The organism is Paenibacillus radicis (ex Xue et al. 2023), from assembly GCF_024722015.1.
GTDB lineage: Bacteria > Bacillota > Bacilli > Paenibacillales > NBRC-103111 > Paenibacillus_S.
Window position 1 is genome coordinate 130,333 of record NZ_JANQBD010000004.1, and the last position, 18,129, is coordinate 148,461.

Consider the following 18,129-nt stretch of genomic DNA (forward strand, 5'->3'; position numbering starts at 1 on the left):
ATTTCCCCTCAACCACCAACGGTCAAGGGGGGATTTCCCTGAAACGGCATACCTTACGGGGCGAATGGGCGGGGTTATATTTTGCGCTGCCTGCTATACTGATCATGCTTGCTCTTATTGCTTATCCGCTCGTATATGGAATGGTCATCAGTTTATATGACACCAATCTGCTCAATAAATACGACTTCAAATGGCTGACCAATTATAAAGATGTATTAACGGATCCCGGGTTTCTGAAAAAACTGTATATCACCTTGAAATTTACCGTGCTTGTGGTTGCAGGCAATTTTATAGTCGGCTTTGTTCTGGCCATACTGTTAAGTATGAATATCAAAGGAAGGGCTGTATTTCGGGCCATTCTAGTGCTGCCGTGGCTGTTCCCCGAGGTTGTCGTTGCCCTAATATGGAAGTGGCTATATAATCCTCTGTATGGGTTAATCAATTACTACCTGATGGAATTTCATTGGGTCAAGGAGCCCTTGGATTTGTTAGGTAATCCTAATCTCGCATTGTTCAGCGTTGCTATTCCTGCGATCTGGAAGGGCTTCCCGCTTGTACTTGTTATGATTATGGCGGGACTGCAGTCCATCTCACAGGATCTGTATGAAGCGGCGGAGATTGATGGTGCCAATGCCTGGCAATCGATTCGTAATGTCATGATACCCGGGCTTATGCCCGTGCTGTTGGTTACTCTCATCCTGGAGACAATCTGGTGGTTCAAGCATTTTACAATTATTTATTTGCTCACATCAGGCGGTCCGGTTGACGCGACCAGTGTGCTCAGCATCGATATTTTTAAACAGGCCTTCGAGCAGTTCCAGTTCGGCCGTGCATCAGCAACAGCTGTTCTTGTTTTCATTATTTGCTTATTGATTAGCTACTTGTACAGGAGGCTGCTAAGAGATGATGACAAATAGGAAACCCAATACGATGCTGATGGCGATCATCTATGCGATTCTGATTGTTGCCTGCTTACTTATTATTGTTCCGGTACTGTGGATGGTTTCGACTTCATTGAAAGCGGAAAGCGATATTTTCTCCATCCCTCCAAGATGGCTGCCTGAGAAGGTGACATTCGCGGCTTTCACAAGGCTATGGACGGATTATCCGTTCAGCAGTTACTTCTACAATAGTCTGGTTTCCGTTGCTTTTGCTACGGTGCTGTCGCTGTTCTTCTCAACATTAGCCGGGTTTGGGGCATCGAGGTTTCATTTTAGAGGAAAAGGCGCCTTTTTAACCTTCTTACTGGTTACTCAGATGTTTCCTTCTATCATGCTGCTCATTCCTTTTTACAAAATTATGTCGATGATTGGACTGCTGGATTCCTTGGCCGGGTTGGTGCTCACCTATATCTCGTTTACGATTCCGTTCTGCTCCTGGATGATGATGGGGTATTTTAATACCATTTCCAAGGAGATTGACGACGCTGCTGCTATTGACGGCTGCAGTAAGCTGCGTATTTTCTGGCAAATTATATTGCCCTTGACCTTGCCTGGGCTTGCAGCGACGGCTATTTATTCGTTTATTGCTGGCTGGAATGAGTATATTTTCGCCTTGGTGTTAATTACGACGGAGACGAACAAAACGGTGCCTATTGGTATCGGACAGCTCATCGGACAATATAAAATTGTGTGGAACGATCTCATGGCCGCTTCTTTGGTAGCATCCGTTCCGTTGACGATTTTGTTCTTATTTATGCAGAAATATTTTATTTCGAGCTTGACTGCGGGAGCCGTGAAATCATAAATGATCAAAGAAAACAAATCTGCAGCACGAACCATAGACCTGCTTTGTCTGATACAAAGTCGAAATGCCCCGCTGACGTTAACGGAAATCTGCGATGGCTTGGACATCCCCAAGAGCAGTGCTTTCGAGCTGGTGCAGACGTTAACGAGTAAAGGCTTTTTGGAAGTCGATGATGAGCGTCTTAAGACATATAAGCTTGGTTTGAAACTGTACCAGGTTGGAGTTTCCTACTTGACTGGAAGTGATCTTCACCGAATTGCCCGTCCGATTATGCAGCAGCTGGCCGATGAGCATGGGGCAACCGCTCTACTCGGGATGGAGGATAACGGCGGCTTGGTTTATCTGGATCAAGTAGAGCCACTAACTTCCGTAAGAACGAGGACGCAGCTCGGCTCCAGAGCCCCCATGCATAGCACAGGCTTAGGTAAAGCTCTTCTGGCAGCTTATTCAGATGCAAGGATAAAGCAAATTACTGGAGGGGGAGCGTTGCTTCCCCAAACGGAATTTTCCATTACAAAGTTTGACGCGCTGATGGTCGAATTGGATCATACAAGGGCAAGAGGTTATTCTATTGATAACCGAGAGAATGACTGTGATGTTATCAGCGTATCGGCTGCCATTTACGATTGGACTCATAACGCTACGGCCGCGCTCGGTTTTGCCGCTTTATATGCTCAAACCGATGAGAACCGTATCATTACTCTCGGGAAAAGCATTACAGAAGCTGCATTAACCGTATCGAGGAAACTGGGCTATGTGGGAACAAGGCTCTATGAGATAGATAAGGATGGTAAATTGGTATAGAGCTTTTATGTGAGATGGATGGTAAATTGGTATAGAGCTTTATGCGAGAAGGATAAGGATGGAAAGTTGGTATAGAGCTTTCATGTGGGATGGATAAGGATCGTAAGTTGGTATGGAGCTTTTATGTGGGATGGATAAGGGTGGAAAGTTGATATGGAGCTTTATGTGGGATGGATAAGGATGGAAAGTTGTTACTGAGCTTTTATGTGGGATGGATATGGATAGTAAATTGATATGGAGCTTTATGTGAGAAGGATAAGGGTAGAAAGTTGGTATAGAGCTTCTAGAGAGATGAATAAAGGTGGTAAAATAGTATAGAGCTTTAATGAAAAACATAGCAGGTAGTAATACTAGCTAAGCTTCGTCAGGTAGAGTTTCTACTTTGAGGCTTAGCTTTTATTAATATATTAGCCAGAAATTTTAAGTTCATGTCAGCACCAAAGTATGAAACAGGGGTGCCTTTTCTAAGTTTTTAACATATTATCTGAATTCTTGAGATCTTTACGTATTCAATCAACAGGTGAGTTCCTTTTTATATTTGGATAGCGGGGAAGTAGCTATTTGCTCTATAGCTCCTGAACGGAACAGAGATTTCCGTTATTCCATCTGCCGCTGCCAATTTATGACGATAGCGGAAGTCGGAACTCCACTATTTGCGGCGAATGATGAGTATTATGCAACAAATAGAGAGATAACGGAAGCAGATCTTCCGCAATCTTTCTATTTGTTGTGCTTTTCATGCCATAGCGGATAATTACTTCCGCTATTTTGGCTTATTCATATGGGGTGTACGAAGCTTGCCCCATATTTAAACATGGACTTGCTCAACTTCGTCAAATAGAAATTTATAATTTCACTAACACGAATTTTGACTTTTTGCTCACAAGAAAAGTGCTGCTAAAGCCCGAATGCATGTTCGTCGGTGGTAGCGAATGGTTAACTGGAATTTCTGGAGCTAATTCTTCCGTTACATGCCTAATGAGGAACTTAACTGGAAAAAGTCATGCTAATATAGATGTTTTTGGATTAAATTCAATAAATCATTAGAATTAACAGGAGGATTTCCAGTTATTTGAAAAAAAGTACCTCGATTCCTGGAATTAACGGGAGGATTTCCTGTTAACCATCGATGCCTCCCCTTGAACTGCACCACAGGTACACATCCTTCACTTTTCCATGAGAATGTCCAATGAACAGCCGTTCGAGGTCCCTTTCACTTTTTACAGGACATTTTGTTATGGATTCATTTAGTAGGGTATCGTACTATAGATAGTAGAGATTAATAGTATGTAATTATATCGATACCAATAAAGAGAGGAAACATTAACATATGAGACGCCAAACTACTGGAAACCGAACGCAATCCAACCGAAAAAGGAATTATTTGCTCGCCTTAGTAGGCATCGCAGCCGCTTCGTGCTTGTCGATTATTATTCTTGCGCCAAATTTCGCTAACAGCTTAATTATACCGAAGGGCAGCACTGAGGCGCTGCAAACTATAGAGAAAACCGTACCAGCCAAACCTGCAAGAATAGCGCTCGATTTTCAAATGGATGATATTATGAATGGTTGGGTCTCTTATTCTGACGGGATTATGAAAACCAACGATGGGGGGGTGAGCTGGTCTGCTGCCGCCACAGCTACAGCTACAACTACAGCTACAACTGCCACCACTACCGCTACCGCTACCGCTACCGCTACCGCTACCGCTACCGCTACCGCTACCGCTGGAGCAGATTCGCCTGATAAATCTAACCAGACATCCGCAGCTCCTGTCGAAAATGAAACTTTACAATGGATCAAAGGGACCCTGCCTAGCAACATTCAGCGAATTGCCGTTGGAGCGAAAGAGCTTGAGGTTAAAAAGTCGCAGTTTCTAAGCGAGCATATCGGCTGGGCGCTGTTGGTTAAGGAGGAGCAAGGAGCTTCGCCCTTGTGGGTGACTACAGATGGAGGTAAAAGCTGGAACCAGCAGGTTACACCTGAGCTTGTGAAGCAGATGGAAACAGAAAGTTTGCGACTGCGAAGCATAGCGAAGGAAGCGGAATATTATGCCGACAATGAGGCAGCGCGGAAAGCTATTCAGTCGGAGTGGACGTTAATGCCCGAAACGGCAGCTCGTGGAGATATTGTACTTGTACGTCACCGTTCTCCCGGTAATGTGGAATGGCAAGGAAAATCTTATGAGATGAAGCCGTTTGGTTCCGGTTACTTCACCTATTTGCCGATCCCCATGAATACTAAGGCGGGGAGTTATCCCATTGGGGACAAGACCCTCACGATCAAGGAGAAGAAATTCGAAACTCAATATTTACAAGTGACGAAACAAATGGAAAGCATGAAGCAGGATACGAAAAGAATTCAAGACGATCAGAAGAAGATTGATCTGGCCAGAAGCAAGTCAGAGCCGGAATTTTTATCATCCTCTCCGTTTATTCAACCGATTGAAGGTATCCTGACGACGCCATATGGTTACACAAGATATGTGAACGGCAAGCTTGACAGCAGCCATATGGCTATAGACCTTGCCGCGAAGGAGGGGACTCCTATCAAAGCAACTAATGACGGCGTAGTGGCTCTCGCTGATAGTTTGTATTTGACAGGAAACTCCATTTATATCGATCATGGTATGAACTTGTTCTCCCAATATGCGCATCTATCTGAGCTGAAGGTTAAAACAGGGGATCGGGTGAAGCAGGGTGATATTATTGGCCTTGTAGGAACTACTGGGTTTTCTACCGGTCCTCATTTGCATTTTACATTTTGGGCGCATAATATACAGGCCAACCCCAACCTGTTCTTCAATACCAAACCGTTTAATTGGTTTCAGCCTGCACCTTAACTAATGTTATGTGGAGTCGTGATCGTCTTGGTCGACGGGATGGTAAGGCTCCATAGCTTTTTGAAAATGGCGCAAAAACAAATAATCCACGCTGTTTAATTCTTCTTCCCGGTACATGAGAAATAGCTGATTAAGTGGAAACGGATTCTGCTCGATGGGAATGGCGAACATTTCTCCCGATTCAATCTCCGCCTGCATGTAAAGAGGGAACGACAGAAAAATACCAAGCGTACTCTTGATCCAATGTTTAATCAATTGCAAATTATTGGTTTCATACTGCGCATTATAGTGCAGGTTCAGATCATTGAAGGTAAGATCTATTTTTTTGCGGAACATGCTCTCCGGCTCATAAAGAATAAGCTGTTCTTTCAACACATCCTGCAGCTTAAGGGAAGCTCGACCGGCATAAGGATGCTCCTCCGATACGATGGCATAAACTGGATGCGAATGCAGCAGCCGAAAGGTGATTGCAGGATCATTGGCGGTATAGCGCGTAATCCCGAATTGAAAATGCTTGTTCTTGATCATCTTGATTTGCTCTTGGGTTGTGCAGCAAAGCACCTGAAGCGCAATGTTGGGGTAGGCTTTACTAAAGCTGTCCAAAATCGGGGGCAGGATGATACTGGCAAATGAATTGACGCAGCCGAATGAAAGCTTGCCCGTCAAGCCTTGCTTCAGATGATCCACTGCCTCACGGCCTTGGTCCAGCGCGGCGAGCGCGTTTAGTGCATAGGGGAGGAAGGCGCTGCCTTCTTCAGATAGCCTGATTATTCCATGGGCCCGGATGAGCAAGGGCTTGCCCAGCTCTCTCTCCAGCTGCTTGATCCGGTGTGAAACCGTAGGCTGGGGCAAGTAGAGCTTCTCCGCGGCTTTGGAAATACTCCCTAATCGGTAAACCGTCACGAAGGTTAGGATTTGATCGAAGGTCATGAAACACCGCCACTTCCCAAATTAATGTTGCTTGCAGCCGTCTCTGTGGACCTGGTATTCAAAAAATGAATAAGGTCATTCAGTTTTGGATATGTACTTGATATCGAATTCGCCATAAAATAAAGATAAATAACGGGCGCGGCAAATTGTTCAAGACATTGTCTTGGGCCAGTTTATTAATTTCATAAATACTAGAAGCCAAGTTCAAAAAGGAGGCATTTTGAACAACCTCTAAGTGAAAAGGATAGGGTAGCTAATGCCGCTCCTTAAGTTAGGATATCCCCTAAAGCTCACCAATACAAGAGACAATTAGAAGACAAGAAGGTGACTTGCTGTGAATTCGGAAAAAGCGGTGCGAGCGATTGGGATTTATGGTGGAGGAGTGTTTTTCGGGGTGATGACGGTAGCCCAGCCGTTTTTTACGCTTTATGCAGATGCACTTGGGGCTTCTACTGCATTGATTGGATTAATTGTAACACTCAGGTCTTTATTGCCAATGTTTATTGCAATGCCTATCGGGCAAATGATCGATACCTTGGGACCTTTTCGGATGACCAAGATAGGATGCTTATTGCTTATGGCTTCATTAGCTATTATGTCGTGGAGCAGTACACTGTTGGTGCTAGCTGTTTCACAGGTGCTTCTTGGAGCGAGTATGATAATCATGGCGTCTTCGCTTCAGGTTCTTGCTACGGATGGGGAGCAGGATAAGGCGAAACGCAACAAGAACATCAACCGTTTCTCCATGTGGTCTTCCGTAGGCAACATGGCTGGGCCGCTATTAGGCGGACTAGTTGTTTCCTATTACGGTTCTTCCATATGGAGCTACCGCTCTGCTTTTATCGCTTCGTTTATCGTATGCTCGGTTTGTTTTATCCTTGTTTCGTTGATCAAGAGTCAAGATGGACCTGGCAAGCTGACGAAAACGAAAGAGCTTTTTAAACCTAAGGAGATGCTGAACAGCTATATCAGTGGGATTCACTTAACCAGGCACAGGGGCGTTCAGTTTGGGCTTGTGGGTACATTTCTGATTATGTTCATTCAAGCGTTGTATGGCAGCTTTATCCCGCTTTATTTAAATGAGCATGGCTACTCAGCCTTTATTATTTCATCAGTTATCTCGCTAATGGGTTTGTCTGGTCTGGTTTCACGGTTTTTATTGGGCCAATTCATGAAACGGGTGACATTGGAAACGATTCTGCTCACTGCTGGCTGTGTAGCTTCAATCTGCCTGATCTTTATTCCCGTAGCTTCCTTGCATATTATCGGAATTGGCATTATTACTTTCCTGCTCGGCAGCTCAATCGGCATGAATTTGCCGGTGACCATTATGATCATGGTGGAGGAAACGAAGGAGTCGGAACGCGGGAAGGTTATGGGGCTTCGCCTCTTAACGAATCGTTTATCGCAAATGACCGCTCCTGCCATGTTTGGCCTACTTGGACAGTCTTTCGGCTTGACCGCAGCTTTTTATACGGGAGGCGGCATGCTTCTTGCAACGATGCTGGGCTTTGCTGTCTACAGCTCCAACAGGCAGGCACCGGTGAAAAGCGAAGCATCCGCTTCTACTGCCGCGGAGCAGTCATCCAACCTTTGAGTATTACGCAGCAGCGGTCATAATAGAAACAGATTCAGATATTAACCGGGCATTAACATATGGATGTGAAAATCTCCTACATCAGTTATTGATAATGGGACTGCCATTACCTTGCATTCTGTGGAAATATGATGATCTCCCAAAATATTCGGAGGTGTAATATCCACATGAATTCCGTCGTTGTACAGCATTGTGCTGGCATTACCGCTGATCATGTTCCCTAATTCGGAAATAGCGCTTTGACACATTTCGTCCAATTCGGTTACTGCATAACCGCCCATCATGGCAGATACGATTTTCAAGGCCACTTGCTCAGGAAAGCCAAACACGACATCACCTTTGAAATGGCCAACGATTCCGACTTTTAGCCAAATGTGTTTCTCCATGAGCTCTAATTTCTTTACAGTAAGCTGGCCGATTGACGGTTTGGTCTGTACAAAGGTTTCGATTACAAGGATGGAAGCTGATAAAAACGGATTGATATAGCTTGCTTGCATAATGAATTCCCCCTGCCTGATTAGAATGAATAAAAAAGGACTGCCCCGAATTGGAGCAGTCCTTTTTCTGAAAAAAAAGTAAAGCTGCATTTCGGCAACCCAGCTGTCATAGGAATGATTTCCCTTAGACCTGAGGCTTTGCGTCCCTGACTTTCGACAGGTTTGCTATTATCGTTGTAGCTTGTAGGTTATAAGAACTGGTTACAAAGTACTAAAACTATCATATCACACTGCTTCAAGATTAGAAACGAAAATAAATGTTTAAAACACCACAAAATGATAGTCAATAAATAATGAAAATAAAAAAGATTATAGGACTAAAATGGGTACTCTCCTAATAGTATAATAGTAGGCTTGGGTTAGAGCCTGGGCTACTAATGGAGGGATAAAATATGGAAATCGAAGCAGTAGAACAAGAAGTATTGTTGTCGGATGAGGAAACTATCGAAGAGGCTGAAGAAGTAGAGGCAGAAGAAGAAGAAATCGAAGCAGAGGAAGAAGCAGCAGAGGAAGAGAGTGAGGAATCAGAATCTGAATCGGCCGAAGAGGCAGAGGAAGAAGCTGACAGTTCGGAGGAAGAGTCTGCCGAGGAATCCGAAGAAGAGTCCGCTGAGGCTGATGAATCCGAATCCGATGAGTCCGGTTCAGAAGCGGAAGCGACTGAATAATACTGCTTCGATCCCTTCTCTACATCTCGAACTGAAATCTATATCATATAGCTTATGATGACAGCAGCACCGCATTATGCGGAAGCTGCTGTTTTTTATTGTGAATATTTTCAAAAAAGTCCATGGATAAAATAAATATCATTGTATTTATATGCATTTAAATGTATAATTATGCATTATTGATTAGGGGTGATGGAATGAGTTTACAAATAGCCTTAGAAACTTCTCAGCTGTTGGATGAAGCAAAGAAATCGATTTTATTTACTGCAGCACGCCCGGAGCTTGTAATGGAACGCGGCGAAGGCATGTACTTATGGGATACGGAAGGCAATCGGTATCTGGATTTTATCGGAGGTTGGGCTGTAACTTGTCTGGGGCATTCACCCGAGGTTATCCGAGAGGCTTTGAACCGGCAAGCGGGCATGTTAATTAATTCGAGCCCTTCATTTTACAACAAGCCGATGCTTGAATTTGCCAGTCTCTTAACGGATAATTCGTGCTTTGACAGAGTGTTTTTTGCAAGCAGTGGGGCGGAAGCCAATGAAGGTGCGATTAAACTAGCCAGAAAACACGGTCAGTTAAACCTCGGTGGAGCTTTTGAAATTATTACTATAATTAACAGCTTCCACGGACGTACGTTAGCAATGATGTCTGCGACTGGAAAGCAGCAGTGGGGACCTTTATTTGCACCCAAGGTGCCAGGCTTTAAGCATGTGCCATTGAATGATATAGATGCATGCCAGGCAGCTATCAATCCCAATACTTGCGCTATTATGCTAGAGCTTGTTCAAGGTGAAGGCGGGGTTCATGAAGTTGATGCTGAGTATTTATACAAAGTGCGTGAATTGTGTAATGAGTTTGGTCTTATGCTTATCTTCGATGAAATACAAACGGGGCTCGGAAGAACAGGGAAGTTGTTTGCCTATGAACATTATGGAATCGAAGTGGATGTCATGACTTTAGGAAAAGGAATTGGCGGAGGATTCCCTCTGTCAGCCTTATTGGTTAAAGAGCCTTATAATATATTTGAGCCTGGGGACCAGGGAGGCACATATTCCGGGCAACCATTGGCCATGGCAGTGGGGCTTGCGGTAGTGAAGGAGATCATAGATAAGAAACTTTCCGTTCATGCAGAAGAGCAAGGGAATTATATTTATAACAGCCTGCGCGATATTGCTCGTAAATATCAGCTAAAGCAGCTGCGCGGCAAGGGGCTGCTGCTAGCCTTTGATCTCCCGGAAGCCAGAGGAAGTGAGCTGGTCTCCGAATGCTTAAAGGATGGCTTGCTGATTAACTCTCCCAAGCCGACAACCATCCGCCTGATGCCTTCACTAATTGTGTCTAAGGAAGAGATCGATGCCATGATTCAAATATTATGCGGAGCGCTGGATAGGTTGCAGATTTCGTAGTTTCAGACTCCTTTTATCTTATTGAGCCCTGGAGGATTTTGTACGGAACTAAGAGTTCCGTTATTCCATCAGCCGGCTCAAATCTAAGGAGATAGCGGAAGTGGGAATTCCGTTATGTTGGCCAAATTGGACATTTATGCATAAAAACAGAGGGATAACGGAACTGGCGCTTCCGTTATCCCTCTGTTTTTTGCCCTTTCCAGCTGATAGAGGAACAATGACTTCCGTATTGCCCTTCACTTCTGTGGATTCAGTACTAGTCGGTTGTTAGGGTCATATACAGGTGATCTCTTCTCTAAAGGAGGTGGAGCTAAATGTACATGGAGCACTGTAGAGGTGAAAGCTTTTCTTTTTTCCTGAGCATCCATGTTTACAATTTATTCATACCTGTTTAATACTCGCCAAATGTTTGATTTATATAATCAAAACAAACATAAACAAGCAATAGAGAAATAAAACGAACAATAAATGATTGCATTTGCTTGAATTGCATGTGGAAGAAGGGAACGATCCTGTTGACAGATGTTTTAACAAAAATCAAAAGAGCGGCTGCAGGTTGCGATGAAAGGGTACTTCAAGCCATTGATCTGGATCTGATCAAGATCGATGCAGGAGCTATCCTGGATGTAGCTCCCTATCTGCAAGGCAAATGCTACCGGAATATTAGCATAGCAGCCGATGCAACAACTTATGAGGTCGCAGGCAACAAGCTGGTTGAGGTCATTGAAAATACAGCCATATCGGTACATAGAACGATCATCAAGCCGGACCCTCAAGGTGACGTCATAGCCGATGAAGCCTCCCTGCTTCAACTGATAGCCGATATTAAACAAAATGATGCAGAAGTTGTAATTGCGGTGGGAGGAGGCACCCTTCATGATATCGTCAGATACTCGGCTTACATATTGGGAATCCCCTTTATCTCCGTGCCGACGGCGCCTTCGGTAGACGGATTTAATTCCAAAGGAGCTCCCATCCTAATAAGAGGGGAAAAGATAACGATTCCCGCGATTGGGCCAGACGCTATTTTTGCAGATCTTGATGTGCTGGTAAAAGCTCCTGAAGCTTTGGTAGCTGCGGGGTTTGGTGACATGCTTGGCAAATATACATCCTTATTTGATTGGAAATTCGGGTCGTTAGTTGCCGGGGAGCCTTACTTGCAAGCTGCTGCCGACATTACCAGATCGGCATTGCAGCAATGTGTGAAGCATGTGGATTTGATCGCTGACAGGCGGGAGGAAGGGATTCGCACTTTAATTAGTGCGCTGATCGAATCGGGTCTCGCCATGCTGTTGTTGGGCCAATCACATCCGGCCTCGGGTGCTGAGCATCATTTGTCCCATTACTGGGAAATGGAGTATATCAAACTTGAGCGCAGGCAGCTGCTGCATGGAGCAAAAGTAGGTGTTGCTTGCATCGAAATTTCCAAGCTGTATCATCGAATCGCCCAAGAGGGTTGGAAGAATCAATCCTGGACAAGCGAGACGGAGAAGCCTGATCCAATCACAGTGAATTGGGAGGAAATCAGCAAGGAGATTCGGGACATTCCTACTGGGGAGACGCTTGGTAAGCTTCTGAGAAAAGTTGGCGGTCCTATATCGGTTGAGGAGCTCCCGGTGAGCAAGGAGCTGCTGGCGCGCAGCTTACGTGAAGCCCATCAGGTTCGTCCCAATCGGTTCACGCTTCTAAGGGCTTATAATGAACGATTAAATATGCGGAGCTAAAAACGAAACGTTAGAGCAGCTCCATACACTTTTGCAAAGCGAGGGATATTTTTGTTAGCGGTACAAAGAAAAATGCGAATTGTGGAATATGTCAGGCAGTATCGCACAGCGACAATCGCAGTGCTTGCCAAGGAATTTAATGTACATGAGGCTACGATCCGACGAGACCTTACTGAAATTGAACAAGAAGGTCTCCTGAAGAGGACACATGGCGGAGTCATTGTTGAGCAATGGACGCATGACGAGCCTCCTTTTAACGAAAGAACCAATCAGTGCCTGGAGCAAAAGATGAGAATCGGTCAAATGGCCGCAAGCCTGGTAGAGGATGGAGAAAACATAATCATCGATTCCGGGACAACTACGCTGCATATCGCGAGAAATTTAGTTCATCGCTCTAATATTACCGTGGTTACCAATGATATGAACGTTGCTGCAGAGCTGCGCGACGCCCCGCGTGTTAAGGTGATTTTGACCGGGGGAGAGCTGTATCCATCCAGTTATATGCTCAACGGCATGTTCACGGATTATGTGCTCAAGTCTTTGCATGTGGAGAAGGCGTTTATCGGAACCCCAGCCCTGCACCAGCAGCATGGCCTAATGCATCCTGAGGCTCAATTGGTCCCTGCTAAACAGGGCATGATCAAAGCAGCCAGAGAAATTATCGTGGTTACGGATGATAGTAAGATCGGCAAGCTATCGCTCCATTCGGTGGCTCCCAATAGTTCGATTCACACATTGATTACTGGGAAAGAAGCATCCGACTTCGATCTCAAGCTATTTCAAGAATGGGGAATTAATGTTGTAACGGTTTGAATGTGATAAGGAAGAGGAGGGGGATTACTCTTGGCATCCATTGAGTTTATGTGTGTTACGAAATCTTTTGAAAAAAGCGTCGTCATTCGAGATTTGGATTTAAAGATTGAGGATGGAAAATTTACCGTACTGGTAGGTCCTTCGGGCTGTGGGAAAACTACGCTTCTCAGAATGATAGCTGGGCTTGACCCCCAAACATCAGGCTCGGTGTTCATTGATGGAAAGGATGTAACACGTACTGCACCTGGTCAAAGAGGTGTGGCTATGGTTTTCCAAAACTATGCACTCTACCCAACAATGTCGGTCCGAGAAAATATCGAATTTGGATTAATTAACAATAAGGTAGACAAAGCGGAGAGAATACAGCTGGTAGAAAGTATAAGCTCTACAGTCGGGTTGAAGGACTATCTGGACCGCAAGCCATCCACTTTATCCGGAGGACAACGTCAGCGTGTTGCTCTGGCCCGCGCTATGGTCAAGAAACCATCCGTGTTTCTAATGGACGAGCCTTTGTCCAATCTGGATGCCAAGCTCAGAGCGCAGATGCGCCTTGAACTGATAGAGCTCCACAAGAAGCTCGGTACCACCTTCGTATACGTTACTCATGATCAAGTGGAAGCTATGTCTATGGCGGATACGATCGTTCTGATGAATCAAGGGCTTATTCAACAAGAGGCTCCGCCGGATGTTATCTATCATGAGCCTAACAACCTGTTCGCTGCTCAGTTTATTGGAGTTCCGCCGATGAATGTGGGAGATTTGGGGGTAGATGGGGTAAAATTCGGATTTCGTCCAGAAAGCGCGGTATTGTCCGATGAACCCGGCGGGCTGCATTATTCCGTAAGTGGAGTCATAGCTACTAGGGAGATGCTTGGCTCTGAAACTCTTTATCAAGTAAGAACAGAACGCCATTCTTTCATGATCAAATGTATCGAAGATCCGTTTTCAGTCGATCAAAGGGTGCATATCGGAGTCGCGGCTGCAAAAATATATTTCTTCGGAGCGGATGAAACCCGTATTGGTGAGGATCACATTCATTTCCGCAAATATTTGGATGTGCTGAGAGGGCATCGGAATGGATAAAAAAACAATTTGGGAATCTGCCCGTCCTTATATTATGATCGCTCCGGCTATGGCAGGCATCTGTATGTTTGTTATGTACCCTATCCTTTACTTAATCTATTTAAGCTTTTTTAAATACAACCTGATGAATAAAGCCAAAAGCAAGTTCATCGGACTGGATAATTTCACCCAAATTTTTACTCGCGCCGATTTTTACAAGGCATTGACGAATACGCTGCTTTATACAGTCGGAGTAGTAAGCCTGACGCTAATCTTGTCATTGCTCATAGCGGTGTGGCTTTCCAAAAGGACCCGGTTTAATGCAATTATTCAAGCCGGTATATTCACGCCTCATATCGTTTCCATAGTTTCTATTTCGCTAGTGTGGTTGTGGCTTATGGAGCCTAACCACGGGATGCTCAACTTTCTGCTCAAGTCGCTGGGCTTGCCGACATCCCAATGGCTGCAAAGCTCCAATACAGCTCTGCTATCTGTCATTATTGTATCGGTGTGGCAGGGCATCGGCTATTACACTTTGATTATAGTGGCTGCGCTTCAGAGCATATCCCCCACCATATATGAAGCAGCAGCATTGGATAACGCCAGCAGGTTTAAAGTATTTTACAAGATTACATTACCGCTTATTTCACCGCAGCTGTTTTTTATCCTGATTATTATGACTATCGGTTCCTTTAAGGTTTTTGACACAGTTCAAGTCATGACAGGCGGGGGTCCCAATGATGCAACAAGTACGATTGTTTATTATATCTTTGGGTACAGGACGACGAATATAGGCTATTCAGCTGCTACTGGAGTGGTTCTGATGGCGATCATAGGACTGCTGACCTTTGTATACTTCCGAGTGTTGTCTAAAAAAGTACATTATCAATAGGTGGCCGTTCGGACCACTCAAAAGGGGAATTCGTACTTGAAAACATATGAATTCAAATACTTGAGGCTGACAAGGGACTTTTTATTGAAAGCGATTATTTTAATGGTTTTCATTTTCCCGTTTCTATGGATGATATCCACCTCTCTTCAAACTTTTCGGGAGACCTTATCCTTTCCGCCTACCCTGATTCCAGCATCGCCGCAGTGGATTAATTTTGTACAGGCTATGAGTGCGGGCCCTTTTCTGACATATGCTAAAAACTCTGTAATCATTACGATCTCCATTATCATCATCCAGTTGGTTGTAATGATTCCTGCGGCGTATGCCTTTGCCAAGTACAAGTTTCGCGGGAAAAATATGCTGTTCGGCATGGTACTGCTCGCCTTTATGATTCCGGGTCAGATCACCTTCATCCCGGTTTACTTAATGATGGCGGATTGGGGAATCAGCAAGACGCTATTGCCTCAGATTATCCCTTTTATGTCAAGCGCATTCGGCATCTTCCTGCTGCGTCAATATTTTATGCAAATTCCACAGGAAATTGTTGAAGCGGCCAGACTGGATAACGCGAGTGAGTTCAAAATAATGTGTCAAATCATGATTCCTATGTCCAAGCCTGCATTAGCAACTATAGCTCTGTTCAGCTTTGTCAGTCATTGGAATGATTACTTCTGGCCTTTGATAATGACAGATTCAGCCTCTATCCGCCCGCTGACTGTGGGAATTGCAATGCTCCGGGAGACAGAAGGAATAAGCAACTGGCACATTATTATGGCCGGCAACGTTGTATTGGTCGTTCCTATTCTTATCGTCTACTTGTTTTGCTCCAAGCAAATTGTAAAAGCTTTTGTTTACTCAGGGATTAAATAAGAGCTTAGTCCCTTTCAAATAAAAATTTGAGAACTCACAATGGAGGGAATTTAAATGAAGAACAGATTAAGTAAAATGTTGGCAGTTCCGGTAGTTTTGGGATTAATTGCAGGTTGTGGGGGAGGTCAGCCCGAGCAAACAGCTCCTGCGGCAGCGAAGCCTTCAGAGCCCGCCAAAGCGGCTGAGCCAGCGAAGGCTGCAAAGCCTGCTAAAGCCGGAGGCAAAGTTACCGTACAGTTCTGGCATTCCTTGGGTGGCAAGAACGGCGAATACACCGATGCCATGATCAAGCGGTTTAATGAGAGCCACAAGGATATCGAGGTGGTGGGAACCTTTCAAGGAGGTTATGATGAAACAGTGACCAAGCTTCAACAAGCGATTGCTTCTAAGAATGCACCGGATGTAAGCATGCTCGAGCGCGCTTATGTAGAGCTTTTTGCGGATGCAGATGTTTTGGAAGATTTGACTCCAATGATGAAAAGCTCTAACGTAAGCGTCGATATTTTCAACCCGGGCTTGATGGGTCATTCGACTTTCAATAAAAAGCTGGTATCCTTGCCGTTAAATCGTTCGACTCCAATTATGCATATTAACAAAACGATGCTGGACGAGAAAGGGCTTGCGATACCTACAAACTGGGATGAATTAAAGAAGGTTGCCGAAGCGCTTGTCATCAAAGAGAACAATGAATATAAGCGTTATGGTGTAACCATGCCTTATGATACTTGGTATCCAATTGCTATGATCTCACAGGCTGGCGGCAAATTTTTTAGCGATGATAAAAAGACAATCGGGTTCCATGATAATGGAGTCGGCGTTAAAGTGTTTAATTTCCTGAAGAACCTTCAGAGTACAGGGGCCTTATATTATCCGCCGGCTAAAGATTCTGGAAATATTACAACACAGATGTTTGTGGATGGTAAAGTAGGCATCATGTACGGGTCTACTGGAAGCATTGGCGGCTTGGCGAGTACTGTTAAATTTAATTATGTCACTGCATTTTTGCCTCAGGATAAGATGTATGCGAATCCGACCGGCGGAGCCAATGTTTCCTTGTTAGCCTCTTCCAAAAACAAAGCCGCTGCGTGGGAGTTTATTCGCTGGATGGAGACGGATTCCCAAGGAGCTTTACCGTTTATTCTGCAATCCGGTTATCTTCCATTTACCAAAACTATGGTTGAATCCACAGAAATTAAAGAGCAATGGGCAAAAGAACCGAATCGGAAAGTGGCTTACGATCAGCTTCAATACGCTATCGATACGAATAAGGATGTAGCTTGGCCGGAGGTTATGCACGAGTTTTTCTCGGCGATAGAAGCTGTGATGTATGACAGTAAGAATGTTCAGTCCACCTTGGACACTTTCAAAAAAGAAGCTGAAAGAATTCTGGCTAAGTAATCGCGAGGAGCTGAAGGGATGTCCTTACAGAATAACAAAATAAGTGGGCAGAAAATTCATTGGCAGGCTCACCAAAGCACGAATACAGAAATGCCGGAGAACACAACGTCAGCCATGCATTATGCATGGGAGCTTGGCGGTATCCCCGAGATTGACATCCGGCAAACAGCAGATGGGATCATTATCGGCATGCATGATGCTACACCGAAGCGGACGACAACCGCGCCAATTGCAGATCAAGATACTCCGATTTCTGAATTAACTTTTGCGCAAGTACAGAACTGGGATGCAGGAATTAAATTTAGCGAATCGTTCAGAGGAGAGAAGATTCCTTCACTGGAGCAAGTACTGGATGTTTTGTCTGATTATCCGGAGCGAGAGGTTTATCTGGATTACAAACAAGTGGATCTGGCCAGCTTAGCGGGCGTCATTCAAAAGTATGGCGTCGAACGGCAAGTCATATTCTGTCACCGGGATCAAGATAACTGTAGAACTATGAAACGGTTGGCTCCTGAAATAAGGACGATGCTGTGGATACCGGATACAGAGATTGACACCCGGTTTGGAGAAGTGGCAGAGGCCGGATTCGACTCTCTCGATATGATCCAATTTCATTTGGTAGATGCAGAAGAAAAGCCGGAATGGAGATACAGGCTGCAGCTCCAATTTCTGCAGAATGCATTGGAACAATTGAGAGAAGCAGGATTGGAGCTTGAAGTATTGATCTTTCATTTCGACCAAGCTTCATTATTCGGGCTGCTTGATGTTGGTATTCGAAGGTTTGCTGTAGATGAACCAAAGGTATTTGCAGCAGAGCTCGAGCGTTATTACAATAAATAAATTCAAGTCGTGCTTAAGGTTCGGATATCTGGTACCG

Annotated in this window: 16 protein-coding genes and 1 riboswitch; of the genes, 14 read left to right on the forward strand and 2 right to left on the reverse strand. The window is 44.6% G+C overall.

What is annotated here, in order from left to right; all coding sequences use genetic code 11:
- Positions 1-104 precede the first annotated feature (104 nt).
- From NV381_RS07185 to NV381_RS07200, 4 genes are all read left to right on the forward strand, one after another.
- Positions 105-917: a carbohydrate ABC transporter permease gene (locus tag NV381_RS07185; RefSeq protein ID WP_258212588.1), complete on the forward strand. Its 813-nt coding sequence runs from the start codon at positions 105-107 to the stop codon at positions 915-917.
- Entirely contained in the window at positions 904-1,746 is an 843-nt protein-coding gene (locus NV381_RS07190; RefSeq protein ID WP_258212589.1) for a carbohydrate ABC transporter permease, read from the forward strand. Before NV381_RS07185 ends, NV381_RS07190 begins: the two co-directional genes overlap by 14 nt.
- Positions 1,747-2,550, forward strand: coding sequence for an IclR family transcriptional regulator (locus NV381_RS07195; protein ID WP_258212590.1), 804 nt, complete (start codon positions 1,747-1,749; stop codon positions 2,548-2,550).
- Between the two features lie 1,330 nt (positions 2,551-3,880).
- Positions 3,881-5,392 (forward strand): M23 family metallopeptidase, encoded by a 1,512-nt coding sequence (locus NV381_RS07200; RefSeq protein WP_308861687.1) that lies wholly within the window; start codon positions 3,881-3,883, stop codon positions 5,390-5,392.
- 6 nt (positions 5,393-5,398) lie between these two features.
- Here the strand turns inward: NV381_RS07200 and NV381_RS07205 are convergent, their stop codons facing one another.
- Positions 5,399-6,322: a LysR family transcriptional regulator gene (locus NV381_RS07205; protein ID WP_258212591.1), complete on the reverse strand. Its 924-nt coding sequence runs from the start codon at positions 6,320-6,322 to the stop codon at positions 5,399-5,401.
- A gap of 334 nt (positions 6,323-6,656) precedes the next feature.
- Between NV381_RS07205 and NV381_RS07210 the strand changes: the two genes are divergently transcribed.
- Positions 6,657-7,919, forward strand: coding sequence for an MFS transporter (locus NV381_RS07210; protein ID WP_258212592.1), 1,263 nt, complete (start codon positions 6,657-6,659; stop codon positions 7,917-7,919).
- A gap of 41 nt (positions 7,920-7,960) precedes the next feature.
- Here the strand turns inward: NV381_RS07210 and NV381_RS07215 are convergent, their stop codons facing one another.
- Complete coding sequence (locus NV381_RS07215; RefSeq protein ID WP_258212593.1) at positions 7,961-8,416, reverse strand: chemotaxis protein CheX; 456 nt, start codon at positions 8,414-8,416, stop codon at positions 7,961-7,963.
- A 90-nt stretch (positions 8,417-8,506) separates the two neighbouring features.
- Positions 8,507-8,593: riboswitch (cyclic di-GMP riboswitch) on the reverse strand.
- Between the two features lie 215 nt (positions 8,594-8,808).
- On the opposite strand from NV381_RS07215, the gene NV381_RS07220 reads away from it, so the two are divergent.
- The 9 genes from NV381_RS07220 (at position 8,809) to NV381_RS07260 (ending at position 18,092) form a co-directional block, all read left to right on the forward strand.
- Positions 8,809-9,084, forward strand: coding sequence for a hypothetical protein (locus NV381_RS07220; RefSeq protein WP_258212594.1), 276 nt, complete (start codon positions 8,809-8,811; stop codon positions 9,082-9,084).
- 197 nt (positions 9,085-9,281) lie between these two features.
- Positions 9,282-10,493: an aspartate aminotransferase family protein gene (locus tag NV381_RS07225; protein ID WP_258212595.1), complete on the forward strand. Its 1,212-nt coding sequence runs from the start codon at positions 9,282-9,284 to the stop codon at positions 10,491-10,493.
- A 515-nt stretch (positions 10,494-11,008) separates the two neighbouring features.
- Positions 11,009-12,217 carry a sn-glycerol-1-phosphate dehydrogenase gene (locus tag NV381_RS07230; RefSeq protein WP_258212596.1) on the forward strand — a complete coding sequence of 403 codons (1,209 nt, stop codon included), beginning with the start codon at positions 11,009-11,011 and terminating at the stop codon, positions 12,215-12,217.
- A 51-nt stretch (positions 12,218-12,268) separates the two neighbouring features.
- Complete coding sequence (locus NV381_RS07235; RefSeq protein ID WP_258212597.1) at positions 12,269-13,030, forward strand: DeoR/GlpR family DNA-binding transcription regulator; 762 nt, start codon at positions 12,269-12,271, stop codon at positions 13,028-13,030.
- A 30-nt stretch (positions 13,031-13,060) separates the two neighbouring features.
- Positions 13,061-14,113: an ABC transporter ATP-binding protein gene (locus NV381_RS07240; protein WP_258212598.1), complete on the forward strand. Its 1,053-nt coding sequence runs from the start codon at positions 13,061-13,063 to the stop codon at positions 14,111-14,113.
- On the forward strand, positions 14,106-14,984 hold the full coding sequence (locus tag NV381_RS07245; protein WP_258212599.1) for a carbohydrate ABC transporter permease: 879 nt from the start codon (positions 14,106-14,108) through the stop codon (positions 14,982-14,984). The genes NV381_RS07240 and NV381_RS07245 overlap by 8 nt, the downstream gene beginning before the upstream one ends.
- Before the next feature lie 36 nt (positions 14,985-15,020).
- Positions 15,021-15,854, forward strand: a complete 834-nt coding sequence (locus tag NV381_RS07250) for a carbohydrate ABC transporter permease (protein ID WP_258212600.1) — start codon at positions 15,021-15,023, stop codon at positions 15,852-15,854.
- Between the two features lie 54 nt (positions 15,855-15,908).
- Positions 15,909-17,252 carry an ABC transporter substrate-binding protein gene (locus tag NV381_RS07255; RefSeq protein ID WP_258212601.1) on the forward strand — a complete coding sequence of 448 codons (1,344 nt, stop codon included), beginning with the start codon at positions 15,909-15,911 and terminating at the stop codon, positions 17,250-17,252.
- Positions 17,253-17,270: 18 nt separating this feature from the next.
- On the forward strand, positions 17,271-18,092 hold the full coding sequence (locus tag NV381_RS07260) for a glycerophosphodiester phosphodiesterase (RefSeq protein ID WP_258212602.1): 822 nt from the start codon (positions 17,271-17,273) through the stop codon (positions 18,090-18,092).
- Positions 18,093-18,129 lie beyond the last annotated feature (37 nt).